Annotated in this window: 23 protein-coding genes; 11 read left to right on the top strand and 12 right to left on the bottom strand. The window is 63.7% G+C overall.

What is annotated here, in order from left to right; genetic code table 11:
- Window positions 1-25: 25 nt before the first annotated feature.
- The 7 genes from AC5ZGW_RS05055 to AC5ZGW_RS05085 all read left to right on the top strand — a co-directional run bounded on the left by AC5ZGW_RS05055 (window position 26) and on the right by AC5ZGW_RS05085 (window position 5,327).
- Window positions 26-427 carry a hypothetical protein gene (locus tag AC5ZGW_RS05055; RefSeq protein WP_245474581.1) on the top strand — a complete coding sequence of 134 codons (402 nt, stop codon included), beginning with the start codon at window positions 26-28 and terminating at the stop codon, window positions 425-427.
- Window positions 428-439: 12 nt separating this feature from the next.
- On the top strand, window positions 440-712 hold the full coding sequence (locus AC5ZGW_RS05060) for a hypothetical protein (protein WP_245287463.1): 273 nt from the start codon (window positions 440-442) through the stop codon (window positions 710-712).
- Window positions 713-850: 138 nt separating this feature from the next.
- The gene (locus tag AC5ZGW_RS05065) at window positions 851-1,120 is read left to right on the top strand and encodes a hypothetical protein (protein ID WP_165435095.1); all 270 of its coding nucleotides are present in this window, start codon (window positions 851-853) and stop codon (window positions 1,118-1,120) included.
- Window positions 1,121-1,156: 36 nt separating this feature from the next.
- Window positions 1,157-1,597, top strand: a complete 441-nt coding sequence (locus tag AC5ZGW_RS05070) for a hypothetical protein (RefSeq protein WP_245474582.1) — start codon at window positions 1,157-1,159, stop codon at window positions 1,595-1,597.
- A gap of 37 nt (window positions 1,598-1,634) precedes the next feature.
- A complete protein-coding gene (locus AC5ZGW_RS05075; RefSeq protein WP_130224499.1) occupies window positions 1,635-2,066 on the top strand; it encodes a hypothetical protein in 432 nt (143 codons plus the stop codon).
- Window positions 2,067-2,094: 28 nt separating this feature from the next.
- The gene (dapA, locus tag AC5ZGW_RS05080; protein ID WP_130224501.1) at window positions 2,095-3,045 is read left to right on the top strand and encodes a 4-hydroxy-tetrahydrodipicolinate synthase; all 951 of its coding nucleotides are present in this window, start codon (window positions 2,095-2,097) and stop codon (window positions 3,043-3,045) included.
- 323 nt (window positions 3,046-3,368) lie between these two features.
- Entirely contained in the window at window positions 3,369-5,327 is a 1,959-nt protein-coding gene (locus tag AC5ZGW_RS05085; RefSeq protein ID WP_130224503.1) for a DEAD/DEAH box helicase, read from the top strand.
- Between the two features lie 114 nt (window positions 5,328-5,441).
- Here AC5ZGW_RS05085 and AC5ZGW_RS05090 read toward each other — a convergent pair whose 3' ends face one another.
- A complete protein-coding gene (locus tag AC5ZGW_RS05090) occupies window positions 5,442-5,621 on the bottom strand; it encodes a hypothetical protein (RefSeq protein ID WP_035691301.1) in 180 nt (59 codons plus the stop codon).
- Between the two features lie 585 nt (window positions 5,622-6,206).
- Here AC5ZGW_RS05090 and AC5ZGW_RS05095 point away from each other — a divergent pair.
- On the top strand, window positions 6,207-6,449 hold the full coding sequence (locus AC5ZGW_RS05095) for a hypothetical protein (protein ID WP_130224505.1): 243 nt from the start codon (window positions 6,207-6,209) through the stop codon (window positions 6,447-6,449).
- 433 nt (window positions 6,450-6,882) lie between these two features.
- Here AC5ZGW_RS05095 and AC5ZGW_RS05100 read toward each other — a convergent pair whose 3' ends face one another.
- The 8 genes from AC5ZGW_RS05100 to mobB all read right to left on the bottom strand — a co-directional run bounded on the left by AC5ZGW_RS05100 (window position 6,883) and on the right by mobB (window position 16,574).
- A complete protein-coding gene (locus AC5ZGW_RS05100) occupies window positions 6,883-7,311 on the bottom strand; it encodes a universal stress protein (RefSeq protein WP_130224507.1) in 429 nt (142 codons plus the stop codon).
- Window positions 7,312-7,496: 185 nt separating this feature from the next.
- A complete protein-coding gene (gene fdhF, locus AC5ZGW_RS05105; protein WP_130224509.1) occupies window positions 7,497-10,262 on the bottom strand; it encodes a formate dehydrogenase subunit alpha in 2,766 nt (921 codons plus the stop codon).
- Entirely contained in the window at window positions 10,259-11,965 is a 1,707-nt protein-coding gene (locus tag AC5ZGW_RS05110; protein WP_130224511.1) for an NADH-ubiquinone oxidoreductase-F iron-sulfur binding region domain-containing protein, read from the bottom strand. Before AC5ZGW_RS05110 ends, fdhF begins: the two co-directional genes overlap by 4 nt.
- 146 nt (window positions 11,966-12,111) lie before the next feature.
- The gene (locus AC5ZGW_RS05115) at window positions 12,112-12,387 is read right to left on the bottom strand and encodes a hypothetical protein (protein ID WP_130224513.1); all 276 of its coding nucleotides are present in this window, start codon (window positions 12,385-12,387) and stop codon (window positions 12,112-12,114) included.
- An 88-nt stretch (window positions 12,388-12,475) separates the two neighbouring features.
- A complete protein-coding gene (locus tag AC5ZGW_RS05120) occupies window positions 12,476-14,131 on the bottom strand; it encodes an OFA family MFS transporter (RefSeq protein ID WP_130224515.1) in 1,656 nt (551 codons plus the stop codon).
- Window positions 14,132-14,472: 341 nt separating this feature from the next.
- Window positions 14,473-14,745 carry a sulfurtransferase TusA family protein gene (locus AC5ZGW_RS05125; RefSeq protein WP_028166541.1) on the bottom strand — a complete coding sequence of 91 codons (273 nt, stop codon included), beginning with the start codon at window positions 14,743-14,745 and terminating at the stop codon, window positions 14,473-14,475.
- A 52-nt stretch (window positions 14,746-14,797) separates the two neighbouring features.
- Window positions 14,798-16,051 (bottom strand): molybdopterin molybdotransferase MoeA, encoded by a 1,254-nt coding sequence (locus AC5ZGW_RS05130; protein ID WP_130224519.1) that lies wholly within the window; start codon window positions 16,049-16,051, stop codon window positions 14,798-14,800.
- A gap of 1 nt (window position 16,052) precedes the next feature.
- Window positions 16,053-16,574: a molybdopterin-guanine dinucleotide biosynthesis protein B gene (mobB, locus tag AC5ZGW_RS05135; RefSeq protein ID WP_130224521.1), complete on the bottom strand. Its 522-nt coding sequence runs from the start codon at window positions 16,572-16,574 to the stop codon at window positions 16,053-16,055.
- A gap of 212 nt (window positions 16,575-16,786) precedes the next feature.
- On the opposite strand from mobB, the gene AC5ZGW_RS05140 reads away from it, so the two are divergent.
- Entirely contained in the window at window positions 16,787-17,677 is an 891-nt protein-coding gene (locus tag AC5ZGW_RS05140) for a formate dehydrogenase accessory sulfurtransferase FdhD (protein WP_130224523.1), read from the top strand.
- 171 nt (window positions 17,678-17,848) lie between these two features.
- A complete protein-coding gene (gene mobA, locus AC5ZGW_RS05145) occupies window positions 17,849-18,481 on the top strand; it encodes a molybdenum cofactor guanylyltransferase MobA (RefSeq protein ID WP_130224525.1) in 633 nt (210 codons plus the stop codon).
- A gap of 167 nt (window positions 18,482-18,648) precedes the next feature.
- On the opposite strand, the gene clcA is transcribed toward mobA, so the two are convergent.
- The 3 genes from clcA to AC5ZGW_RS05160 form a co-directional block, all read right to left on the bottom strand.
- Window positions 18,649-19,977 carry a H(+)/Cl(-) exchange transporter ClcA gene (clcA, locus tag AC5ZGW_RS05150; RefSeq protein ID WP_130224527.1) on the bottom strand — a complete coding sequence of 443 codons (1,329 nt, stop codon included), beginning with the start codon at window positions 19,975-19,977 and terminating at the stop codon, window positions 18,649-18,651.
- Between the two features lie 874 nt (window positions 19,978-20,851).
- Complete coding sequence (locus AC5ZGW_RS05155) at window positions 20,852-22,798, bottom strand: molybdopterin biosynthesis protein (protein ID WP_165435196.1); 1,947 nt, start codon at window positions 22,796-22,798, stop codon at window positions 20,852-20,854.
- Window positions 22,799-22,806: 8 nt separating this feature from the next.
- Window positions 22,807-23,919 carry a molybdopterin-binding protein gene (locus tag AC5ZGW_RS05160; RefSeq protein WP_130225774.1) on the bottom strand — a complete coding sequence of 371 codons (1,113 nt, stop codon included), beginning with the start codon at window positions 23,917-23,919 and terminating at the stop codon, window positions 22,807-22,809.
- A 177-nt stretch (window positions 23,920-24,096) separates the two neighbouring features.
- Here AC5ZGW_RS05160 and AC5ZGW_RS05165 point away from each other — a divergent pair, with 177 nt between their 5' ends.
- Window positions 24,097-25,308, top strand: a complete 1,212-nt coding sequence (locus tag AC5ZGW_RS05165) for an ABC transporter substrate-binding protein (protein WP_130225773.1) — start codon at window positions 24,097-24,099, stop codon at window positions 25,306-25,308.
- Window positions 25,309-25,350: the final 42 nt, after the last annotated feature.

The raw sequence follows: 25,350 nt of genomic DNA on the forward strand, positions 1-25,350 counted from the left end.
CCTTCGGCCGCGGGACGCCGGTAGAGTGACAGTCGAACTGATGTCCGACCTCATCCGCGACTATTGCCGACGCTTTCCCTCGCAAGGACGGCGCGACAAGACGGCGCGCGTCGAGGCACTGATCAAACTGGGCGCGTGGACCGATGCAGCGCTGGCGCTGCTCGACCTCGAACTGCCACAATGGCAGGTTCGTCGCCTCGCCTATGACGACGGCGAATGGTACTGCGCGCTATCGCGCGAGCGCGAACTGCCCGACTGGCTCGATCAATCGATCGAGACCCATCATGCCGATCTGGCGCTCGCCATCTTGAGCGCGTTCGTCGAGGCACAGCAGATCGCCGCACCATCGAGCCGCCCCAGCGTGCCGAGCGTCGAACGTCATGCCGACGGCTTCTACCAGCCGATGCTGAGCGACAATTTCGCCTGAGCGAGCAGCGCCGTGCAGCCACTGCCAAACCTGCCGCAAAAGCTGAAATCCGCCCAGGTCCTGGTTCGATTTGTGTTTCGGTTGCTGATCCTGAGCGGTTTCGCGCTGTTCGGGAGCATCGGCTTTGGCCGCAGCTTCATCGCGCTGCTCTGGATGTCCACCGTGCTCTGTGCCGTCATCGCCCTGATACGGCGGGAGCAGTTCATGGATGCCGATCTCAACCATTGGGACGAGATGGCAGCCTATGCCGCGCTTTGCGCGCTCGCCTCGGCCACCGGGCGATAACCGACGCGACGGCCCGGCGACCTTATACGTCCCTTATGAGATCGCTCACCCGCCCTCCTCGATTTCATATCCACCCACAAAGATATTGAACGCGTTACCAAGTCTCGTGAAGGAATCACAAAAATGAAACTCGTGAACATAAAACTCGACGAACCTCCATCGTGTAGCTCTGCTTCGCCTATCGTCTTTATCGGAAGGAACCGGCGCGGCGAGTGGGTCGCCCAGGAACAGAACGGTCTCTACGGCGGGCTGTTCGTCAATCGCTCCCAGGCAGTCAAATACGCGCTGTTCGAGAACGGGCATCATCCAGAAACCATCGTCGAACTGTCGCGCGAATTCGAACTTGACATGAACCGCAGTTCCTCCGCCGCGCCGTCACAAGCAACAGCCGCGCGACGCGTCGCCTGATCCGGTTCGCGGCCTACATTCAGGAGGAGTCAGATGATGCAGCCTTGTTTAGTTGCCGACCGCGACCAGGTCCTCGATACGATGATCACACTGACGCACCTGTCCAACCTGCACCGCACGATCATCGCGGGAAGTGGAGCCATGGAGCTCTATCTTTCGCTGCGCAGGCGCGGCTTCGTTCAGGTCGCGACAACCGCAACCTGCCGGGTGCCCAGGAGACAGCACAGCATCGGCCTGCTCACGGGAGACAAATCCCTGGCGGCGACCGAGGCGGCGCTCCTGGAAGTCTCGCAATTCCTCAGCGCGAACGCCACCATTGCGATCCTGATCGACTCTCGTGAAGGCGAATTCTGCCTCAACATCCGAAGGAAGCTGGAGCAAATGGGCTTCCGGATCGAGGCAGGCGTGAGGTGCCAACGCGGCCTCGTGCTTGCCGCTCACCGGCAGGGTTTCGCACAAATGGAAAGAGCGGCGTGAACCGCGAAGCATTTGCGCGGCTGGGAAGGCGTTACCAATGGAATCGCAGGATCCGGTTGAATGGCACAGCAGGCTGCTGCGCGCCTGGCAACTGGCGCTTCTGCGCTTTGCCGTAACGCTCGATAATGCCGATCGGTTGAACGTGATGGCGATAGCCGCCGAGATCGACCGCGGCGGCCGCCGCTATGAGGAGCAGCCGAGTTTCAGCTTCTTCCGCAAGATCAGTGCCGACCTCTGCAGCGCCATTCTGCGGCAGAACGACGGCGCCGACGCCACCTTGCGTCAGTATCTTGAGCGGATCGAGGATCCCCGCGCGAGGCGGGCATTCGCAAGCGCGGTCGAAATCGAAATCGATACGGCGCCGCCGCGCACAAGAAAGCCCAAGGTCAACAACTGGCTGTGGCGCGGATTGGCACCGCGCAGCAATGCTCCACTCCCCGGCACGCGCTCACGCGCCGCCAGATATTGAATGCGGTGCCTATTCCGAAGGACGACACATGAAACAGGACTGGCTCGCGGGCTACATCCCCGATCTTCCAACGCCGTTCGACGAAGACGGCGAGATCGATTTCGATGCCTTTGCGCGGCTCTGCGAGCGTCAGATCGCAGCCGGCGCCAGTGCGATCGTGGTCGGCGAGACCACGGGCGAGGCGCCAACCCTGACGACGGGAGAGAAGGCCGGCCTCGTTCGCCGCGCCGTCGAGGTCGCGCATGGCCGTATCAGCGTCATCGCCGGCGCCGGATCCAACGCAACAGACCGCGCGGTCGAACTGACGCGGCAGGCGGAGGCAGCCGGTGCCGATGCCGTGCTCTCGGTGGTCCCCTATTACAACAAGCCGATGCAGGCGGGCATCTACGCGCATTTCCGCGCCATTGCCGAGGCGACCGCGCTTCCGGTTATCCTGCACGACGTTCCCTCGCGCACCCTTCGCGAACTCTCCGACGCAACGCTCAAGCGCCTAGCTGAATCCGAGCAGTTCATCGGATTGCGCGACAGCAGCGGCGATGTCGGACGCCTGGTCCGCATACGCACGTCGCTGCCGCCGCATTTCCGCTTGCTTTCGGGCGATGACTTGATCGCGCTGCCCTTCATGGGCGGCGGCGGACACGGCTGCATCTCGGCAGTCGCGAACCTCGTACCGGAACTCTGCCAGGCGGTTCTTGCAAGCCATAGGGAAGGACGACCGCAATCGGCCGGGTATCTGTTCAGCCGCCTGTTCCCGATTGCCGGGCTGCTCGCCGCCGAGCATCCAGCGGCGCTGAAGTACGCGCTGTCGCTGCTTGGGCTGATCCAGCCGAATACGCGCCTCCCGATCGTTCAGTTGAACGATGCGGCCAAGGACGAGGTCACGAAGGCGATCGCCGAACTCGGCGACGAAGAATGGTCTGACGTGCAGGATACTTTGCCCGCCGCACCGGTGCGCCACCAGCGAGCGAAGCGGTCGTAGCAAGTTGTGTAGGGAAAGTTTGCAGCACAGGCATCCAGCCAAACGCTAGTTCTTGGCTGAGTCCCGGCACTGGTTGCTTTGGGGACAAACGGACATTACATCGCAGGTAAAGCCGATAGAGTCGGTCGAAAATGACCCGGAGCGGAAGTCGCGCCGGCTCATCCCTGACCGTCAACCTCATCCTGGGGTAGCGATCTGGCTTCTCTTGGCGTAAAGCATCTGAATCAGATCGCCGCGCGTGCGGCTGTGCCGTCTGCCGGGCACGCAGCTTCAAGTCACTCGGCTCGACGTTCTGCGCCTGAGCCAACAAAGGTTTCCATCTCGTGTCATTCCCGACCACAAGTCCGCCGCTCGCCCGAGCTTTAGCCGAGCGCAGCTACGATCGGCCGACCCCTGTCCAGATCGCCGTGCTTGCGGCAGAAGCTGTCGACCGCGACCTTCTCGTTTCGGCCCAAACCGGCTCGGGCAAGACCGTCGCTTACGGGCTGGCAATTGCAAAGGATCTTTTGGGCAGCGTCGAGCGGTTTCAGCGGGCGGCCGCGCCGCTTGCCTTGATCGTCGCGCCAACGCGCGAACTCGCCTTGCAGGTCCATCGCGAACTCGCATGGCTTTATCAATACGCGGATGCGCGCGTCGTCTCCTGCGTCGGCGGCATGGATCCGCGCCGCGAACAGCGCGAGCTTGCCGCGGGCGCTCACATCGTGGTCGGGACGCCCGGCCGATTGTGCGATCACTTGCGGCGCGGCCATCTCGACATCTCGGAATTGAAGGCTGTCGTCCTCGACGAGGCCGATGAAATGCTCAATCTCGGTTTTCGCGAGGATATGGAATTCATCCTCAAGACCACGCCGGACACGCGCCGCACGTTGTTGTTCTCGGCGACTTTTCCGCGCGGCATCGTTGCGCTGGCAAAACAGTACCAGCAACAGGCCTCTCGGATCGAGGTCGCGGGCGACGAAGGCGGTCATGCCGATATCGAGTACCGCGCCATCCGGATTGCTCCTGATGATGTCGAGCACGCGGTCGTCAACGTATTGCGCTTTTTCGAATCGCCGAGCGCACTTGTGTTTTGCAACACGAGAGATGCGGTCAGGCATTTGCAGGCGGCGCTGCTCGAGCGTGGGTTTTCCGTGGTCGCTCTCTCCGGTGAAATGACGCAGAACGAGCGAACCCTGGCGCTGCAGGCGTTGCGCGACGGACGTTCGCGCGTCTGCGTGGCGACTGACGTGGCGGCGCGCGGTATCGACCTGCCGAGCCTCGACCTCGTCATTCATGCGGATCTGCCAAAGGACGCGGAGGTCATGCAGCACCGCTCGGGCCGCACCGGTCGTGCGGGCCGCAAGGGCGCGAGCATCCTACTGGTGCCGCCCGCCCGAAAACGACGCGCGGAACTGCTGCTGAATCTGGCCGGCATTGACGTCGTCTGGGGCACGGCTCCCCAGGCCGATGAAATCCGCAGGCTCGATCATGAACGTATGCTCACGGATGCCGTTTTCACCGAGGAGACGACCGCCGACGATCTGGTGCTGGCGCGGGCATTGCTTGCCGAGCGGTCGGCCGAGGATATCGCCGCGGCGCTCGCGCGGCTTTATCGCGCGCGGCTTCCTTCGCCCGAAGACATTCTCGATCCCGGCCAGGATCGCAGCCGACCTCGTGACGACAGCGGTCGAGAACACATCCGGACATCGCGCGGCGATGAACGCCCCAGCGGGCCCCGATCGAAAACGGGAAGATCATCGTCGCGTCACGGCATGGCGGAGGCCAGCGTATGGTTCCGGGCCGCCATCGGACGAAAAAAGAATGCAGAAGCGCGCTGGCTCTTGCCGATGATTTGCCGTCGTGGCGGCATCGACAAGCGTGACATTGGCGCCATCCGGATTCTGGACACCACCACCGAGTTCGAAATTTCCGAGCGGGTCGCAGGATCCTTCGCCGCCAAGATCCGACGTCCGGATAAGGAAGACAACATCCGCATCGAGCCGCTGGCAGACACTCCCCCAGATCAGGCACCTTTGGAAAAGCAGTCACACTCGCCTTGGCGCGAAGCCGGCGACTTCGATCACAATGCTCGTCGAAGCGACAATTCTCGTGACGCGACAGGACCGAAGCAACGCGGCAAGCCTCACCGCGAAAGCGGGTCGAAATTTGCCAGCGAGCCTGGTTTCGGAAAGAAAAAGAAACACCGGAACAAGTCCGGCCATGCTGGACAGCGGCAGCCGGCAAACGCGTCGCCTGCGAAAGCCGCATTCGGAAAGAAGGCAAGGAAGAATCGTCGCGGCTGATCTGCCGCCATCGGGTGCTGCGGGACGCTCAGTCCTTCAAGTCTGAACGTGTTCCTAATCGCCGCAGCGAGTCTTCTGTGATCAACGCTGGACGGTCGCCCGCAATTTCACGAATCATCCGATGCGCCATCGCCCTTTGTTGATATCGAACTTCACCAGGCCTTCGTCTCGCATTTTCAACAGGAGGGATTGGCAAGCTTCTTCATTCACGACATTGGCGCGTTTCATGACCTCGTACACTTTGAGCGGCTTCTCGCGGAGCGCACGCAGGATATTTTCTCGATCATTCAGCACGACTAGGCTCCTACCGTCATCAAGCGCGCTAAATCACTGAGAATACGAAAGCTGATCTTCCGTAACGACTCGCTCGATATTCTCCGACTTGCTCTTGATGCGGTATCTAAGACGTCCATCTGCCTCGATGGGCATAAGTTGAACGATGGTATAAATCATTGGCGCCTCAGTTGAGGCACGTCCTCGCGGACCTTGGGGCTGGTGGTGAACGTCTTCATTCAGCTTATAGGCATATGACATGTGTTTACCTCTAGAAGTTACGGCTGCTCTAGCGTGGAGCTTGCCGTAATGCAATGCATCCTGTTGCTCCCGGCCCAGGCTGGTGAAAGCAAAAACGAGCGCTGTGGCAGAGCGACTCGCGGTCTAAGAGCGCGTCAGTAACGTTGACCTAATACGTCCCGAACATGCCTTTAGTATCCGTGGTCGCATTGAACGGAGGCGGGACGAGTCAAGCAAGCACTCCGCGAGCCAATCGCCCACGGCCACCAAAAGCTATGCAGCGCAAAGTGTATTTCCCGAGCACGCGTTGTTGCGATTTGGTCTCGGCGGGTGGATGCTGTTGGCGCGGACACAATGGAGGGCAGCATGAGCAAGGCAACTCTCGACAATCGCCACCGCAACAAGGACGGAGAAATCAGCGCCAAACACGGAAACACCCTCATTCGCACGTTGCGCAAGGTGTACGGTCAGAGTTTCGCGGCTGGCTATCCTGACACAGAGAAGCTCCGTGAGGTTCTACTTAAGCTGAACGAGACATCATTGAGCCAGGTCCGTCGTGATCATGAGACCGGCCACTTGGAGCACAAGATCACCAAAGCCTCGAAGTAAGGCCGCGGGGTCCCGCGGCGGTGCGTTCGTGGCCAGAGGCGGCCGCCAAGGCGCCTGCTGCTAGGGGGAGACCGGACGCGGTTGCGGCATCGCCCAATCGACGCGAATGACCCGGAACGGATATACAGGCAGGCCTCTTTGGCGGCCTCTTCCATATCATGCCAAGCCGGCATGTCGCCTTCTGGTCCATCGCGTCATCCGCGGCTGCCCGGCAACCGCGTCGCTTACGGGGCAAAGCGGAATCCAACATCGTTGCGTTAGGCCCAGGTCTATCGGTACGCGGCCCGGAGCATGATCTGGAGAAGTGGAAAAATCGGCTTTCCCCCGCGACAAACGCGCGGCGCTTGCGCAGAGATCGTGCGTAGGCGCTGATCAGCAGTTCCACTTTCTCGGAGAGAATGTGCGGCGGCTGCAGCGCCCCGGCGACTTGTCGCTACTGACAAACCAGTACGGGCGTTTTCGCGTGCGCCAGCACCTTGTTGGTCACACTGCCGATGAGAAGCACGGAAAGCCCGCTGCGTCCATGCGATGACATAACGATGAGATCGCAGCCTTTGTCCTCGGCTGCTGCGATGATGGCTTGATGCGGTTGCCCGTTCTCCGCTTGAATCGTCTCGCAGGAAACACCGGCCTCCTTGGCCGCATTTGCCGCGCGATCCAACGCGCTCGTCGCCTGCTCCTTGCGCAGCTCGGCATATGTTGCGACTGCTTCAAGGAACCGCCCTGACATCTCTGAAAACGGTTCCACAACGAAGATTACAGATACCTTGGCTCCAAGGGATTTCGCCAGCGCCAAGCCATGCGCCACCCCATGCTCCGCCAGCTCCGATCCATCTGTCGGAATGAGAATATGCCGGTACATGCTTCACCTCCCGATTGTCGCCGCCTTGCGAAGGTAAGCTGGGCCCGCGTTTCGGAAAGAGCCTTGAGATAAATCAATCCATCGGCCTATCGTGCTGCGGCCAGATGTCCGCACTTGGCCCATCGTGTCATTTCGCTGCTGCGCAGCCGCCATCCCGCATAGAAGCGGCATAAAGGCGGCAGCGCCTACTCCGCTGCCGAGCGGAGCTCGGCCTTTTCCGCGCGCACGGCGCAGAACTTGAATTCCGGAATCTTGCCGAACGGATCGAGCGCCGGATTGGTCAAGAGGTTGGCCGCAGCTTCCGCGTAGCAGAACGGCATGAACACCATGTTGACAGGCACGTCGCGGTCGGAGCGCACCTTCACCTCGACGGCGCCGCGGCGGGTCTGCAGCCGGATGAAATCGCCCGGCCAGAGCTGCATGCGCCGCATGTCCTTCGGCGACATGAAGGCGACCGCCTCCGGCTCGATCTGGTCGAGCACGGATGCGCGGCGGGTCATCGATCCCGTGTGCCAGTGCTCCAGCACGCGGCCGGTCGAGAGCACCATGGGATATTCGGCGTCGGGCAGTTCATCTGGCGGGATGACATGCGCCGGCACGATCTTGCCGCGGCCGCTTTCGGTCGGGAAACCGGTGGTGAAGATGATCTCGTTGCCGGGCTTATCTGGGTCATCGACCGGATAGGTCACCGCGCCCTCGCGCACCAGGCGTTCCCAGGTGATGTTCTTCAGCGAAGGCATCAGCTCGGTCATCTCGGCAAAGACATCAGCCGGACCGCTGTAGTTCCACGGCAGGCCCATGCGCTTTCCGATCTCCTGGATGATCCAGAGATCCTGCCGCGCGTCGCCCGGCGGCTTGATCACCTCGCGCGCGAGCTGCACGCGGCGGTCGGTGTTGGTGAAGGTGCCGGACTTTTCCGCAAAGGCCGAAGCCGGCAGGATCACGTCGGCGTGGAACGCGGTCTCGGTGACGAAGAGATCCTGCACCACGAGGTGATCGAGCATGGCAAGCGCCTCGCGCGCATGCTGCAGATCGGGATCGGACATCGCGGGATTTTCGCCCTCGATATACATGCCGTTGATCTCGCCGGCATGGATCGCGTTCATGATCTCGACCACGGTCAGCCCGCGCACCGGATCGAGGCTCTTCTGCCAGAGCTCCTCGAACTTGCCGCGCAGATCGACGCGGCCGACAGGCTGGTAGTCCGGCAGGAACATCGGGATCAGGCCGGCGTCGGACGCGCCCTGCACGTTGTTCTGGCCGCGCAGCGGATGCAGGCCGGTGCCGGGACGGCCGACCTGACCCGTGATCAGCGCCAGCGCAATCAGGCAGCGCGCATTGTCGGTGCCATGGACATGCTGGCTGATACCCATGCCCCAGAAGATGATCGAGGATTTCGCGCGGGCGTAGAGCCGCGCCACTTCGCGCAAGGTCTCGGCCGGGATACCGCAGATCGGCGCCATCTTCTCCGGAGTGAAGTCCACGATCTTGGCCTTCAGCTCGTCGAAGCCTTCGGTGTAGCCGGCGATATACTGCTCGTCGGTCAGGCCTTCGGTGATGATCGTGTTGATCATCGCGTTCAGCATCGCGACGTCGCTTCCCGGCTTGAAGGCGAGATGCTTATCGGCGTGACGCGACAGCGTCTGCAGCCGCGGGTCCATCACGATCAGCTTGGCGCCGCGCTTGGCCGCGTTCTTGATATAGGTCGCCGCCACCGGATGGTTCACGGTCGGATTGGCGCCGATCACGATGATCACCTCGGCATCCATTGCCGCCGAGAACGGCGCCGACACCGCGCCGGAATTCAGGCCCTCCGTCAGCGCCGCCACTGATGACGCGTGGCACAGCCGCGTGCAGTGATCGACATTGTTGGAGCCGAAGCCGGTGCGCACCAGCTTCTGAAACAGATAGGCTTCCTCATTGGATCCTTTCGCCGAGCCGAAGCCGGCGAGCGCCTTCACGCCCTTCTCGTCGCGAATCTTGACGAGGCCGCGCGCGGCGATCTCGAGCGCCTCCTCCCAGCTCGCCTCACGAAAATGCGTGAACGGATTGGCCGGATCGACCTGGTCGTTGGCGTCCTTCCTGGCGTTCGGCAACCGCACCAGCGGCTTGGTCAAGCGATGCGGATGATGGATGTAGTCGAAGCCGAAGCGGCCCTTGACGCAGAGCCGGTTGTGATTGGCCGGGCCGTCGCGGCCTTCGGCATAGATCACCTTCTCGTCCTTGACCTGATAGGTCACCTGGCAGCCGACGCCGCAGAACGGACAGAGCGAATCCACCTTGCGGTCGGGATAAGTAACGCGGGTCTGCTTCTCGTCGAGCATCACGGCGGGCATCAGCGCACCGGTCGGGCAGGCCTGCACGCATTCGCCGCAGGCGACGCAGGTCGATTCTCCCATCGGATCGTCGAAGTCGAACACGATCTTGGCGTCGGCATTGCGATAGGCCATGCCGATGACGTCGTTGACCTGCACCTCGCGGCAGGCGCGCACGCACAGGCCGCACTGGATGCAGGCGTCGAGATTGACGCGCATCGCCGGGTGGCTGGCATCGCCCACCCAGCGCTCCGCCGCCGGGAAGCGGCTCTCGGTGACGCCGGTCTTCTCCGCCCAGTGCCAGAACTTTGAATCAGGATCGTGCGAGGTCTCGCGCGCCGGCTGGTCGGCGACCAGAAGCTCCATCACCATCTTCTGCGCGGCAACGGCGCGGCTAGAGGCCGTCTTCACCTTCATGCCGACAGACGGCGTGCGCTTGCAGGAGGCGGCGAGCACGCGCTCGCCTTCGATCTCGACCATGCAGGCGCGGCAATTGCCGTCGGGGCGATAGTCCGGCGCCGGCGAATAGCAGAGATGCGGGATCTCCTGGCCCTGGCGTTTTGCCACCTGCCAGATGGTCTCGCCTGCTTTCGCTTCGACCTGCTTGCCGTCGAGTTCGAACTGGATCGTCGTCATTCCGCAGCTTCCTTGAACTCGTCGGGGAAGTATTTAATCACGGAGGACAGGGGATTCGAGGCGGCCTGGCCGAGACCGCAGATCGACGCATCGCGCATCGCCTGGCCCAGTTCCTCGAGCAGCGCCCGGTTCCACACCGGCCGTTCCATTAGCATCGCCGCCTTCTGCGTGCCGACGCGGCACGGCGTGCACTGCCCGCAGCTCTCGTCCTCAAAGAAGCGCATCAGATTGAGCGCCGCCGCCTTCACGCTATCCGCTTGCGACAGGATCACGATCGCGGCCGAGCCGATGAAGCAGCCGTATTTTTCCAATGTGCCGAAATCGAGCGGGATGTCATCCATCGTCGCCGGCAGGATGCCGCCGGAGGCGCCGCCCGGCAGATAAGCGTGAAGGGTGTGGCCATCGGCCATGCCGCCGCAATATTCGTCGATCAACTCGCGCACGGTGATGCCGGCCGGCGCCAGTTTCACGCCGGGATTTTTCACGCGGCCGGAGACCGAATAGCTGCGCAGGCCCTGACGTTCGTTGCGGCCGTGGCTCTTCCACCAGTCCGCGCCCTTCTCGACGATGTCGCGCACCCACCACAATGTCTCGACATTGTTGATCAGCGTCGGCAGGCCGAACAGGCCGACCTGGAACGGATAAGGTGGCTTGTGCCGCGGCAATCCGCGCTTGCCCTCGATGCTCTCGAGCAGCGAGGATTCCTCGCCGCAGATGTAAGCGCCGGCGCCGCGACGCAGATGCAGGCGCGGACCGCCGGCCGGAAGCTTTGCGATCTCGCGCGCGAGGATTTCGCGCACCGCCGGATATTCGTCGCGGATGTAGACGTAGACATCGGCGGCTTCGACCACGTGGGCGCCGATCAGCATGCCCTCGAGGAAGCGATGCGGATCGGTCTCGAGATAATAGCGATCCTTGATCGTGCCGGGCTCGCCCTCGTCGCCATTGACCGCCATCAGCCGCGGCCCGGGTTCGCCGAGCACCGCGCGCCATTTGCGCCCGGTGGGGAATCCCGCGCCGCCGAGTCCGCGCAGCGAGGCGTTGTCGAGCGCCTTCAGGATCTCGTCGTTCGACACGTCGCCCGCGCGCAGCCGGTTCAGCAATCGGTAGCCACCGCCGGCAACATAGGCGTTGTAGCCGACATAATCAGGCAGATGCGCGTGCGTCTCGCCAGCCTTCGCCGTCGCCAGCACGCTCTCGACCGTCGCCTGATCGACGAAGTTGTGGCCGACTTCCGCGACCGGCGCGGTGTCGCAGCGGCCGACGCAGGGCGCGCGCACCACGCGGATGCCGGGACCCGCCGAGTCCTGCAATTGCTCCAGCAGCTTTTCGCCGCCGAGCATCGCGCAGGTGAGCGAGTCGCAGACGCGGATGGTAAGCGGCGCGACATCCGGCTGACCTTCCTTCACCACGTCGAAATGCGCGTAGAAGGTCGCGGTTTCGAACACTTCCGCGAACGACAATTTCATCTCGTCCGCGAGCGCGGCGAGATGCGCGGCGGAGATCTGGTGATACTTGTCCTGGATCAGGTGCAGGAATTCGATCAACAGATCGCGCCGGCGCGGCCGGTCGCCGAGCAACTGCTCGACGTCATGCGCGGCTGTCGGATCGATCTGGCGTCCCTTCGGCGTCGCCTTGGCCTTGCGCCGCCCGGCACCGGGATGCTCGAAGCTGCGAACCTCGTGCACATCATGGACAGTCATTGAAACATCTCGTTTTTACCGCTCTTTAGATCAACTCTAATCTCTGGCATGCCAGATGCCAAGAGAAAATTATCGCGCCCAAAGAGGCATTTAGGGGCATCCCGCCGCAGCATGCCCCCTGCCCTTTCCCGCGGACAAGCCTGTCCTCACGTCTTACCCATGCAGTCCTCGATGTAGAACCAGCGGTCGTCCCCCGCCAATCCCTTGGCTTTGACCTCCTGGCGACAGGTCTTCAACTTGCCCCTGTTGGCGCTCCATTTGGCCTTCATGTCCTTCAGCTTTTGCGCCGTCAGCTTCGCCCTGGAAGGCTTCGCCTCGCTCGCGGCGGCAGGCGCGGAAGGCGCGGGCGTTTGGGCCGAAGCCGCAGTCAGCAGGCTCGTAATCAACAGCGCGGCGGCGGCACCAGTTCCGATACGAAACATCGCGAAAATTCCCTTGTTCTATTCGTTCAATTGAATGGATGAAAAAAAGCGCCGCGGGCGAACGCATCGCCCGCGGCGCCAAGCTCGATCAGAAGATCTTGACCGCGCTCTCCAGCGTCTTCCAGACGCCCCAGGCCAGGGGAATGCCGACAAAGGCCCAGAACAGCGCGGCCTTGGCATCCAGTCCGCCGAACCCGATGCCGTAGGAACCATGCGGACCGGCCGCATCCGCACTCGCGCTCGCCGCCTGCAGTTTTGCCACTTCCGCCTCGCTCATGTGCCACTTCGCATCGACGGGCTTGACCAGGTAGTTGCAGATCAGGCCCGCGATCAGCATGGCGCAGAGGATGTACATCGTGGTGTTGTAGAGCTGGTCGCGCGGAACGCCGGCAGCGAGTTGGAACTCGCGGATATAGTTCACGACGACCGGGCCGATGATGCCGGCGGTCGACCACGCCGTCAGCAGCCGGCCGTGAATGGCGCCCACGAACTGCGTTCCGAACATGTCGGCGAGATACGCCGGTACGGTCGCAAAGCCGCCGCCATACATCGACAGGATGATGCCGAAGCCGAGCACGAACAGAAGTTTCGAGCCCATCGCCGCGAAGGTCGGCGCCAGCGCATAGAGCGCGATGCCGAGCAGGAAGAACGTGTAGTAAGTGTTCTTGCGCCCGATCTTGTCCGACAGCGACGCCCAGAAGAAGCGGCCGCCGATGTTGAACAGCGACAGCAGCCCGGCGAAGCCTGCCGCGATGCCGGCAATCTGCGCCTTCTGCGACGCATCGAGCTGGTTGAAGCCCATGGCAGGCAGCCCGATCAGCTTGCCGGCGAAGATCTCCTGCAGCATCGGCGAGGCCATGCCGATCACGCCGATGCCTGCGGAGACGTTGAGGCAGAGCACCCACCAGATCAGCCAGAACTGCGGTGTCTTGTGTGCATTGTCGAGATGGACGTTGTTGGTCGAGATCATCGCATTCGCCTTGGCCTTTGGCTTCCAGCCCTCGGGCTGCCAGCCTGTCGGCGGAATGCGATAGCGGAAGGCGCCGATCATCATGAACACGAAATAGATCACGCCCATCGCCAGGAACGTTTCCCAGACGCCGACCGAGGTCGGGGTCTTGAAATAGTTCATCAAGAGGTTCGCAAGCGGCGCGCCGATCATGGCGCCGCCACCGAAGCCCATGATGGCCATGCCGGTCGCCATGCCGCGGCGATCGGGAAACCATTTCACCAATGTCGACACCGGCGAGATATAGCCGAGCCCGAGGCCGACGCCGCCGATCACGCCGGCGCCCAGCCACATCAGCCAGAGCTGATGGATGTAGACACCGAGCGCGCCGATCACGAGACCGCCGGCCCAGCACAGCGCCGCGACGAACCCTGCCTTGCGCGGACCGACACGTTCGAGCCAGCCGCCCCAGATCGCGGCGGACACGCCGAGCAGCACGAAGAACAGCGTGTACATCCACCCGAGACTCGCCACCTTCCAGTCGCAGGTGGTCGTGAACAATTCCTGCCACAGCGAGATATCGGGGCAGGCCTTCGGCGCGTTCAATCCGATCGCGCGCGACAGCGGCAGCCAGAACACCGAGAAGCCGTAGGCCATGCCGATGCACAGATGGATGCAGAGTGCGGCCGGCGGCACCAGCCAACGGTTGAAGCCGGCGGTCGCAATCGTGTGCTCCTTGTCGAGGAAACCAAGCCCCGCGCCGGCCACAGCGCCGGTGCTGCTAATCGTCGTCATCCGATCCTCCCTGCGGCCGCTCTTCAATCGAGCGTGCTCGCTTTCGTTGATCCAACCAAATTGTCGTCGCGGAACCGGCGCTGCCGCTCCACGACTTCTTTCTGTGCGCCAGAGATCATCAAGCGCTTTTCGGAATTCCCAACCCCCGACGCGACACAATATGCTCAGTGACGGCGCCAACCTGATAAATGAAGACGTGCCCCGCCCGGAGTCGCTCGTGTGTAGCCCGAGCGTCATTGATCTCCGCGACACCGCGGAGAGGTTCAATTGGGACAGAAGGGCTAAAATGTGTCGATAGGAAAAAGGTAGGTATCAACCAGAGCGATTATTGCAGCGCACGGCTATTGTTGCGATGCGGACGAGGCATCATTGATTTTCTCTATCGTCCCATTTGTCTTCTCGATCAAAAACACGATGCGGCTCTCGCTCCGCTCGGTGATCTCGACCTTGTCGCCGGTCTCGCGGATCAGGTTCGGGATATCGATCACCGACAATGGATCGGTGCAGAGCACTTCGAGAAAATCACCCGGCTTGACCGCCTTCAGTGCCTTGCGCGTCTTGAGCGCGGGCAGCGGACATTTGAGACCGGTGAGATCGAGTTTTGTCGTCGTCATGTTTCCGACCATGGCGAAGCATTCGCACAGCGTCAATCGCTACGCGACGGCTTCAGATCAGGCTTGCATAGGACAGGAATCCGACGGTCTGGCCGGGCTCGACGTGTGTGATGTGTTCGCCAAGCTCGACCAGGCCATCGGTGTCGACCAGCGACGACAACAGCCCCGCGCCCTCGCGCGGAAACTTGATCGCTTCGAGCATACCATCCGGCGCTTTACGCAGATTGACGCGGACATATTCGCGGCGCCCGACCTTCTTCTTGTAGGTGAAGCCGGCCCGCACCGGCATCGGCACCAGCGGCTCCGGCGCGCCGCCGGACAGCGCCAGGATGGTTGGCCGCACCACGTGAACGAAGGTGACGAAGCTCGCGACGGGATTGCCCGGCAGGCCGATGAACGGCGTGCCGCCGATGATGCCCATCGCGACCGGGCGCCCCGGCTTGATCGCCATCCGCCACAGCACCAGGCGGCCGACGCTCTCGACGCCGGCCTTGACGTGATCCTCCTCGCCAGTCGAGACGCCGCCGGTGGTGAGGATCAGATCGTGGTGGCCTGCGACGTCCTTCAGCGCGCGTGCGAGGCTCGCAGGCTCGTCGCGCAGAATGCCGAGGTCACTGACCTCGCAGCCAAGTCGCCGCAGCATCGCCATCAGCATGAAGCGGTTGGAGTCGAAGAGCTGCGGCGCCGCACGGCGCTCTCCGGGCGAAACCAGCTCATCGCCGGTCGAGAACACCGCGACGCGGATCCGCCTGATCACGTCGAGCCTGACAAGGCCGAACGCTGCGGCCAGCGCGACATCCTGCGGGCGCAAGCGCTTTCCAATCTGCAACGCGGCGTGGCCGAGCGGAATGTCTTCACCCGCCGGCCGCACATTGGCGCCCGGCTGCAGGCCTGCGGGCAGAACGACGTTATCGCCCTCGACGCGGACGTCCTCCTGCATGAACACGGTGTCGGCACCGTCAGGCATCGGCGCGCCCGTGAAGATGCGCACAGCATGACCGCGCTCGATCGGCGCATTCGCCGCGGCGCCCGCCTGTACCCGTCCGCTGATGGGAAACGCCTGTTCCGAACCTGTGGGAAGATCGCGGCTTGCGACCGCATAGCCATCGACGGCGGAATTGGTAAAAGGCGGCAGCGGCAACGGCGCTAAAATCTCATTGGCGAGGATGCGCCCGTCGGCCTCCGCGAGCGCGACGGTCTCGATATCGGCTATCGCCGTCACCCGAGTCGCGATCAGGCGCACGGCCTCACCGACCGACATCATCGGCCCGCTGGAGGCAAAGCAATCGTCGGACAGTTGCGCCATTTCAGGTCTCGCTCTTCGCCAGGATTTCGTCGACCGCAACAGCGGCGCGCTGCATCATGGCGGCAACGGCGGTGACATCATCGAGGTGGGCGGTCGGCAGCCGGGTTTCAATCGTCGCATCCGTCGCGATCCCGACAATGCCGGGATCATCGGGGAACAGCAGCGGCTTGCTGTTGGCGGCACGATGCACCTCGATCTTGCGCAGCGGCTCGCGCTTGAAGCCTTCGACCACGACGAGATCGACCTGCGACATCTTGGCGAGCAGCTCGGCCAGCCGCGGCTCGCCGGCGCCGCGCAGCTCATGCATCAAGGCCCAGCGCCGGCTTGAGGAGACCAGCACCTCGGTCGCGCCCGCCTGGCGGTGCACCCAGGAATCCTTGCCGGGCACGTCGACATCGAATTCGTGATGGGCATGCTTGATCACGGACACGCGCAGACCCTGTGCCAGCAGATGCGGAATCACGCGCGACAGCAAGGTGGTCTTGCCGGCGCCGCTCCAGCCCGCGAGTCCGATCACTTTCATCCGACCTCATCCCAAGAGGAACCCACTCGTTCCACCGTCATTGCACCCGCTCCGCCGTCATTGCGAGGAGCGAAGCGACCAAGCAATCCATACTTTCCGCGGGGATGGATGGATTGCTTCGCTCCGCTCGCAATGACGGGAGGGCCATATTTCCCTAAGCTTCCGACATGCTTATATCGGATGGCAGGGAAAGTCATGCTAACCTGGCCGCCATGATGAGGATCGACAAACCGCCCGTTCCCCTGATCGTCCCCAACCCGGACGACCCGCGCCTGACCGAGCGCGTGACCGGGACAGACCAGACCGGCGCCAGCGTCGAGATCAAGGTGCCGATGGAGCGCCCGCTGACGCTGTACCTGAACGCGCAGGAGATCGTCACCATGATGACGATCGGCGACTACCCCGAATATCTCGCGCTCGGCTATCTCCTCAACCAGAACATGCTCAAATACGACGACGTCGTCACCGAGGTCGAATATGACGACGATCTGCAGGTGGTGGTCGTGCGCACCGAGCACCACACCAATTTCGAGCAGAAGCTGAAGAAGCGCACCCAGACCTCGGGCTGCGCCCAGGGCACGGCTTTCGGCGATCTCCTGGAGGCGGTCGAAAGCGTAGCGCTGCCGAAGGCGGAATTGCGCACCTCCTGGCTCTACCAGATGACGCATGCGATCAACACCATGCCCTCGCTCTATCTCGAAGCCGGCGCAATCCATGGCTGCGTCTTATGCAAGGAGGGAACGCCGATCTGCTACACCGAGGATGTCGGCCGCCACAACGCCGTCGACAAGATCGCCGGTTGGATCTACCGCCACGGCGTCGATCCCGGCGACAAGATCCTCTACACCACGGGACGGCTGACCTCGGAGATGGTGATCAAGACGGTGCGGATGGGCATTCCGATTCTGGTGTCGCGCTCCGGCTTCACCGCCTGGGGCGTCGAACTGGCGCGGCAGGTCGGCCTGACGCTGATCGGACGCACGCGCGGCAAGCGTTTCATCGCGCTGTCAGGCCAGGAGCGCATCGTGTTCGACCAGAACCTCGACTATGTCGACGAAGAATCCGCCAAGCACAAGCGCAAGGGCGAAGCGCGTGACGACTAGCATGATGAGCTCGAACTGCATCCGAGAAGCGGCTGCACTCCCTCTCCCGCTTGCGGGAGAGGGTCGGGGTGAGGGTGTCTCCGCAATGGGACTCCCCGTATGGAGAGAGCCCTCACCCGCTGCGCTCTTCGAGCGCAGCGACCTCCCCCGCAAGCGGGGGAGGTGAAGCAGATGGCCTCACGCGACATAATTCCCGGCGTTCTTTTGGCAGGCGGCCTCGCGCGGCGCATGGGCGGCGGCGACAAGCCCATGCGCACGATCGGCGGCCGCACCATTTTGGAGCGCGTGATCGCGCGTCTCGGGCCGCAATGCGACGGCCTCATCCTCAACGCCAATGGCGATCCCGCCCGCTTCGCCGCGTTCGGATTGCCCGTCGTCGCCGACAGCGTCGCCGATTTCTCAGGGCCCCTCGCCGGCATTCTGGCGGCACTGGACTGGATGGCGGCGAACCGGCCCGACGTGTCGCTGGTGCTGAGCGCAGCCGGCGACTGCCCGTTCCTGCCGCGCGATCTCGTCTCACGGCTCCACGACGCAATGGTAAAGGAAGACGCGCAACTGGCCGTGGCGGCCTCGGGCGATCAGTCGCATCCGGTGATCGGATTGTGGAGCGTGTCGCTGCGCGACGAACTCCGCCACGCCCTCGTCGTCGAAGATGTCAGGAAGATCGACCGCTGGACCGCCCGCTACAGGCTCGCCACTGTGACCTGGCCGACCGAGCCGCTCGACCCCTTCTTCAACGCGAACACGGTCGAGGATATCGCCGAGGCCGAACGGCTCGCGGCAGTCGATGCGGCACACGACTGACACTGCTGTCATTCCGGGGCGCGCCTCTTGGCGCGAGCTATGATGTGCAATTGCACATCAGAGAATCCATCGGGCCGCATGAGCTGGTGGTGAAATAGATTCCGGGCTCGATGCTATCGCATCGCCCCGGAATGACGGAGCCATTTCCGCGACCGCCCTCCACCCGCTCATTCCCGTCTGATCTGCTGCTCGAGCCGCAGCGTGCGTTCGCGCAAGGAATCGTAGATCGGTGGATTGTGCAGCAGCGGGGGCAGCAGCATCGCTACGAAGCAGGCGCCGAGCATCGGCAGCAGCATCGTCACGTTGCCCGTCATCTCGGCGACGAGAACGATGCCGGTCACCGGCGCCCGTACCACGCCCGCGAAGAAGGCGGCCATGCCCACTAGCGCAAATGCATGCGGCTCGATCGCGAGTTCCGGAAATACAAGGCGGGAGGCTGCTCCGAACAGCAGCCCCGACTGGGCTCCCAGCACCAGCAGAGGGGCGAAGAGTCCGCCGGGAGTGCCGGCAGCGTATGATAAAGCACCGAGAGCGAACCGGATCAGGAATGCGGAGGCGACGATCGCAAGACTATCCTGGCCGATCAGCGTGCGCTGCGTGATCTGATCTCCGCCCCCGACCAGCTCGGGCGCAAACCAGGCCAATATGCCGACGCTTGCGCCGATCAATCCGGCTCGGAGCTCGATCGGCAGCCGCGCGAACCGGTCGCTAGCTGCGATGAACGCAAGCAGCGTGTGATTGTAAGCAACGGCGAGCAGGCCCGCGACGGCCCCCAGCGCAAGGAACAGCGGCGCGGATACCGCGCTCGGAGTGTTCAGCGGAACGATCTGGAAATCGGGCGCGTCGCCGATAAACAGCCTTGCAACCGGGATCGCCGTTGCCAGCGTGGCGAGGGCCGCGACAGCGACGCGGCGGTCGAATTTGTGCATCAGCTCCTCAAGTATGAAGGCGAGCCCAGCGATCGGCGCATTGAAGGCCGTCGCCAGGCCAGCGCCGGCACCCGCGGCCAGCAGTACGCGTGCGTCCGCCCAGCAGAGCCGGCAGATGCGCGCGGTGAAGACCGCGATGCCTGCGCCCATCTGCACGGTCGGCCCCTCGCGGCCCAGCGCCAGGCCGGAGCCGATTGCCAGGATACCGCCGATGAATTTCACCGGCACCAAGCCAAACGGAGCCGGCGGGACCTGCCCGTGCAGGACGGCTTCCACATGCGGAATGCCGCTGCCCGACGCGTGCGGCGAGAACCGCCGCACCATCCACGCCGCGAGCAAGGTGGCACCAGCGCATGCGCCCACGACAATCAGGAATCCCAAGACGCCGTGGCCATGCGCCCAGGCGATTACCGCATCGCGCAAGCGATCGGCCTGCTCGAGCAAGAGGCGGAAGTTCGCCCCGACACATCCGGTGACGGCCCCAACGACGAGCGCCGCCGCTACGAGGCCCAGCAGGCTGCGACCTTCGTCTGCGACTAATCGCTCATCGTCGGGCTTATGGTCCACGGTTGCGCCGAACTTTCGATGTGTTTCAGGGAACGAGTTTGGCCGAAATCGCCGGCGAATTGGAATCGGCAAGAGCGAATTTCCGGCCAGGGAAATTTGTTCAACGATTTCAATCTGATTTGCCCTGTCCACTCACGCCGCGAAAAACATTCCGCTTTCGCCGTCGGGCAAATCAGTGATTTAACTCCGCGCGTCTCACGGCGGATGAGGGGCGGGTCGCGATCGTCACGAACGTTGCGGTGAGATGCGGTGGACGAGATGGGTGTGACTGACGAGCACAGGCATCACGGACGGCGAAGTCGTGTGGTCCTGGCGCCCCGACGCTGGCGCTAAGTTCGCAGAGATGATCTGTGAGTGATGGTGGCAAGAAAGCCCGGTCACCAAGGAGAGCACGAAGTAAGCCGTAAACCATCGCGCAGGGAAAGCCGGAATGCTTCGGTTGAACCTGTGGTCCTACCCCCGTGCTTTTTGTTGCACGGGACCCACGGGTGCAACCGGCACCCGGCTTTCCCTGCGCCCTCTGCTATCGAGGAGGGTGGAAAGTGACGCAAAGCTCGGGCGCGTTGCGCCGCGAGAATGCGGAATCACGTCGGCTGTTGAATCACACGTAGGATGGGTAGAGCGAAGCGAAACCCATCATTCGCACCGCTTGCTCCATCGCGATGGGTTTCGCTTCGCTCTACCCATCCTACGGATCCGCTATTTGAAATTTGAATCGTGATCTCTCCTCTTGTCGTCCCGGGCGTGACCCAGGACCCATAACCACAGGCCTTTGTAATGTGCTCCGCTGCAACCGCTTGCTCCCGCCACAACACCTCCCTGTGGTTATGGGTCTCCGCTTTCGCGGAGACGACGGAGAGAGCGTCGTACCTCGCTACGCCGGGCGGAAACCCGCCTGCTCTAACGCCGCGCGGCTTTCGTCCGAGGCGAGCGCTTCGAGAAAAGCTTGCACTGCCGGGCGATGCTTGCGCGCTGTCACCAGCGCGAAGTCGTAATGCTCCTCCGCCAGCGGAATGAACCCGAGTCCGGACGCGTGCGCGACCGGTGCGATGGTCATGCCCCAGTCGGCGCGATGCTGGGCGACAGCGGCGGCGACCGCATTGTGCGAGCGCGGCTGATTCCAGTAGCCGTCGGGCCTGATACCGCCAAGCAGGCGATCGATCAGGATGCGCGTGCCGGCGCCCTGGTTGCGGTTGACCATGATGCAGGCGGAATCGGAGAGCGCGGCGCGCACCGCATCCTGCGCCGACAGGCCTTCGAAACGCTCATCGCCCTTGCGGAACACGATGCCCTGCATCCGCCGCCAGCCCGGCACGAGCTCAAGCCCTTCGGCGAGATAGGGCGTGTTGTAGGTCTCGCTCTTCTCATCGAACAGATGGATCGGCGCGAAATCGCATTCGCCGCGCTTGGCCGCCGCCAGCCCGCCGAGGCTGCCGACCGCGATCGAGCGCACCGACAGCCCGGCGCGCGCCAGCAGCGCGGTGACGAGATCGAGCCCGGTGCAATGGCTGCCGACAATGACCAGGTCAGGCACGCGCACATGCGGCGTGAACAGCGTCACCTCAGCCTCGGTGCCGACAGGCATCTGGTCGGCCAGCGCATCGATCTTCAGGAAGCCGTCGGCCTGCGCAAACGAGGTGATCGCGCCGGAGCCCTTGCCGGAGGGATAGGCGATCAGCCCTTCCGTACCTTCGACCAGCGACACCATGACGAACTCGGTGCGGCCGAGTTCGGAGGCGATCCGCACCGGCACCTTTGCCATCACCTTCGCATCCGAGCGCGGCGGCAGGCCCGCCATCCGCCGCAGCACCGGCACGATCATGTCGTGGAAGGTGAACATCGCCGAGGTCGGAAAGCCCGGCAGGATCACCACCGGCTTGCCGTCGCACACCGCAAGGCACAGCGGCTTGCCCGGCTTCAGCGCCACGCCATGCGCAATGATGCCGGGCTTGCCGAGCCGCGCGATGATGCGATGGGAGACATCGCCCGCGCCTTTCGAGGTGCCGCCGGAGAGCACCAGCATGTCGCTCTCGGCAAGCGCCTTGCGCATCGCGGCTTCAAGCTGCGCCTCGTCGTCGGCGATGGCACCGACGAAAACGGCATCGCCGCCATTCTCGGAGATCGCCGCGGTGACGATGGCGCCATTGGTGTCGTAGATCGCGGCCGGGCGCAGCGGCTGGCCCGGCTGCACCAACTCGTCACCAGTCGACAGGATGGCGACGCGCGGCCGCCGCGCCACATCGACCTTAGCGATGCCGCAGGCAGCGAGCATGCCGATCTCGCGCGAGCCGATGATGGTGCCGGCGCGCAGCAGCGTTTCATCGCGCGCGATGTCGGAGCCCGCGTAGGAGACGAATTGTCCGGGAGACGCGGCGCGGCGGATCTCGATCGCGCGCTGACCCGCGGGCTGCGTGTGCTCGACCATCACGATCGCGTCCGCCCCGCGCGGAACGGGTCCGCCCGTCGCGATCGAGGTCGCGGTATCAGACAGCACCGGCCGCGCCGGCGCTGTGCCGCAGGCGATGATCTCGTCGTTCAGCACCAGCCGCACCGGTGTAGACTCGCTGGCCCGCGCAAGGTCGGCGGAGCGCACCGCAAAGCCGTCGACATTGGAGCGGTCGAACGGCGGCACGTCGATCGGCGCGACGACGTCGTCCGCCAGCGCGCAGCCGAGCGCCTGCGCGAGCGGTCGTGTTTCGCTGGCGACCGGCCGCGGAAACAGCGCCGCTTCGAACCGCGCCAGCGCCTCCTCGCGCGCCAGGATGGTCAGGAACTGGTCCTGCTCGACACTGTCGCGGCCCTTCGCAGAGCTATTGGTCATGTCGGAACTCATTCCCTCAACATATAGGCATCGATCGGCGTGCCCACAGCAAATCCTTCGGAACCGCCGGGCACGACCAGAAACGCCTCCGCGCGCCCGATCGCATCGAGCGAAAGTTCGCCGACCGCAAGCGGCATCCAGGCATCGCGCTGCCGCTCCAGCAGCACGAACTCGGCGATGCCGACGAGCGATGCGATCTTGCGCGACAGCGGCAGCGACAATGCCTTCCGCGGCTGCCGTCCGGTCAGCCGATCGAGCACCGGCAGCGCCAACGCCCACCACGCCGCAAACGCCTGGTCCGGCGCGCCGGGCAGTGCGACGACCGGCGTTGTGCCGATGCGGCCGACGGCGGCAGTGCGGCCAGGCTGGAGGGCAATGCCATGAGCGATGACTTCGCCACGCGCAGCGAGCGCGCTCACCGCCGCATCGGTGCGGCCAACGCCACTGCCGCCGATGGTGACCAGGAGATCGCAGGCCGCATCTTCAAACGCGGCGACGATCGACTCGGCATCACGCGCCCCGGCCTCACGGCTGATAACCTCGGCGCCCGCGGAACGCGCGCTGTCCGCGACCAGGCTCGCGGTCGCCACCGCGCCCGGAATATTGACGATGTGCAATCGCGGCCGCCGCACCTTGAGCCGCTCGATCCCGGCTGTGCGTGCGATCAGCAGATCACGCGGGAGCACGCGCCGGCCCGCCTCGGCAACGAGAGTCCCTTCCGCAATGTCCTCGCCCTTGCGCCTGACGCCCTGCCCCGGGATCGCCTCGCTAAGCACCTGCGCAATCGGCCCGGCCACCTCGACCAGATCGGCATCGAGCACGCAGTCGCAGGCCGCGGGCATGGCGTCACCAGCTTCGACCCAGGCAGGCAGCATGGCTAATGGCAACGGCGAGTAGGAGGAGGCGCCGACCAGATCGTTGGCGCGCAGCGCCCAACCATCGGTGGCGGCAACATCATGCGGCGGATGCGCCGGCAACGGGGGCATCTCGGCCGCAATGCAGCGCAGCGCGTCCGCAAGCGGCAATTCGATCGGCTGCAGCGGCTCGAGCGCGCGGAATAGGGCGCTGAGCGCGGTTTGCAGCGGCGTAAGCGAAGCCGGCAGTCGCTGGGTCGTAACCATGGCCGGCCTGTCTACTGTATCAGGCGCGAAATAAACAGGTGCCGCCGAATGTTCCTGCTCCGAAAGGACGCGTTGACGCCGACCCCGAACCGGTTGCAAAAGAAACCAATTCAGCCGGGCCTACGTCCCGGAACAAGCAATAACGGCCTACGTGCCGGTCCAGGGAGAGAGACAAGAATGTTCGGTAAACCATTTTCCGTGCTCGCCACGCTGGCCGGCGCCATGTTGGCTTCAACGGCGGCACTGGCGCAAATCTCCGACGACGTCGTCAAGATCGGCGTGCTCACCGACATGAACGGGCCGGCGTCGACGCCGACGGGACAGGGCTCGGTCACGGCGGCGCAGATGGCGATCGACGATTTCGGCGGCAACGTGCTGGGCAAGCCTGTTACGGTGATCGTCGGCGACCACCAGCTCAAGGCCGATATCGGCGCCAGCATCGCGCGGCGCTGGTACGACGTCGATCAGGTCGACTTGATCGTCGACGTGCCGGTCTCCGCAGTCGGGCTCGCCGTGCAGAACGTCGCCAATGAGCGGAAGCGGCTGTTCATCACGCACTCGACGGGAGCGACCGATTTTCACGGCAAATTCTGCTCGCCCTATGCCATGCAGTGGGTGTTCGACACCAGGGCGCTCGCAGTCGGCACCGCGCAGGAGGTGGTGAAGCGCGGCGGCGACAGCTGGTTCTTCATCACCGACGACTATGCATTCGGGCACTCGCTCGAAAAGGATGCTGCGAGCGTCGTCACCAAGACCGGCGGCAAGGTGCTGGGGTCGGTGCGGCCGCCGTTTGCGACGCCCGATCTGTCGTCCTTCGTGCTGCAGGCGCAGGCCTCGAAAGCCAAGATCATCGGGATTGCCGGCGGGCCGCCCAACAACATGAACGAGATCAAGACCGCTGGCGAGTTCGGCGTGTTCAAGGGCGGCCAGCAGATGGCGGCGCTGCTGGCGCTGATCACCGACATCCATTCGTTGGGGCTGCCGACCGCGCAAGGCCTGTTGCTGACGACGTCGTTCTACTGGGACATGGACGACAAGACCCGCGAATGGTCAAAGCGCTATTTCGCCAAACTGGGCCGGATGCCGACGATGTGGCAGGCCGGCGTCTATTCCTCCGTGATCCATTACCTGAACGCGATCAACGAGACCGGCACCGACGATCCCCTGAAGGTCGCGGCCAAGATGCGCGAAAAGCCGATCGAGGATTTCTTCGCCCGCAATGGCAAGCTGCGCGAGGACAACCTGATGGTCCACGACCTCTGGCTCGTACAGGTCAAGTCGCCGGAGGAATCGAAATATCCGTGGGACTACTACAAGATCCTCACCAAGATTTCCGGCGAAGACGCGTTCGGCCCCCTGGATCCAGCGTGTGGATTGGTGAAGAAATGAACTCCACCGTCGTCCGCGCGAACGCGGGGACCCATAACCACA

The organism is Bradyrhizobium sp. Crot121 (assembly GCF_059512385.1).

Excerpts from the sequence above, each read along its gene's own strand:
- AC5ZGW_RS05075 (WP_130224499.1), top strand. The coding sequence starts at position 1,635 with ATGGAATCGCAGGATCCGGTTGAATGGCACAGCAGGCTGCTGCGCGCC.
- AC5ZGW_RS05140 (WP_130224523.1), top strand. The coding sequence starts at position 16,787 with ATGATGAGGATCGACAAACCGCCCGTTCCCCTGATCGTCCCCAACCCG.
- AC5ZGW_RS05120 (WP_130224515.1), bottom strand. The coding sequence starts at position 14,131 with ATGACGACGATTAGCAGCACCGGCGCTGTGGCCGGCGCGGGGCTTGGT.
- AC5ZGW_RS05070 (WP_245474582.1), top strand. The coding sequence starts at position 1,157 with ATGCAGCCTTGTTTAGTTGCCGACCGCGACCAGGTCCTCGATACGATG.
- AC5ZGW_RS05125 (WP_028166541.1), bottom strand. The coding sequence starts at position 14,745 with ATGACGACGACAAAACTCGATCTCACCGGTCTCAAATGTCCGCTGCCC.
- dapA (WP_130224501.1), top strand. The coding sequence starts at position 2,095 with ATGAAACAGGACTGGCTCGCGGGCTACATCCCCGATCTTCCAACGCCG.
- AC5ZGW_RS05130 (WP_130224519.1), bottom strand. The coding sequence starts at position 16,051 with ATGGCGCAACTGTCCGACGATTGCTTTGCCTCCAGCGGGCCGATGATG.
- AC5ZGW_RS05165 (WP_130225773.1), top strand. The coding sequence starts at position 24,097 with ATGTTCGGTAAACCATTTTCCGTGCTCGCCACGCTGGCCGGCGCCATG.
- AC5ZGW_RS05115 (WP_130224513.1), bottom strand. The coding sequence starts at position 12,387 with ATGTTTCGTATCGGAACTGGTGCCGCCGCCGCGCTGTTGATTACGAGC.
- AC5ZGW_RS05155 (WP_165435196.1), bottom strand. The coding sequence starts at position 22,798 with ATGACCAATAGCTCTGCGAAGGGCCGCGACAGTGTCGAGCAGGACCAG.
- AC5ZGW_RS05110 (WP_130224511.1), bottom strand. The coding sequence starts at position 11,965 with ATGACTGTCCATGATGTGCACGAGGTTCGCAGCTTCGAGCATCCCGGT.
- mobB (WP_130224521.1), bottom strand. The coding sequence starts at position 16,574 with ATGAAAGTGATCGGACTCGCGGGCTGGAGCGGCGCCGGCAAGACCACC.
- fdhF (WP_130224509.1), bottom strand. The coding sequence starts at position 10,262 with ATGACGACGATCCAGTTCGAACTCGACGGCAAGCAGGTCGAAGCGAAA.
- AC5ZGW_RS05095 (WP_130224505.1), top strand. The coding sequence starts at position 6,207 with ATGAGCAAGGCAACTCTCGACAATCGCCACCGCAACAAGGACGGAGAA.
- AC5ZGW_RS05160 (WP_130225774.1), bottom strand. The coding sequence starts at position 23,919 with ATGGTTACGACCCAGCGACTGCCGGCTTCGCTTACGCCGCTGCAAACC.
- AC5ZGW_RS05100 (WP_130224507.1), bottom strand. The coding sequence starts at position 7,311 with ATGTACCGGCATATTCTCATTCCGACAGATGGATCGGAGCTGGCGGAG.
- mobA (WP_130224525.1), top strand. The coding sequence starts at position 17,849 with ATGGCCTCACGCGACATAATTCCCGGCGTTCTTTTGGCAGGCGGCCTC.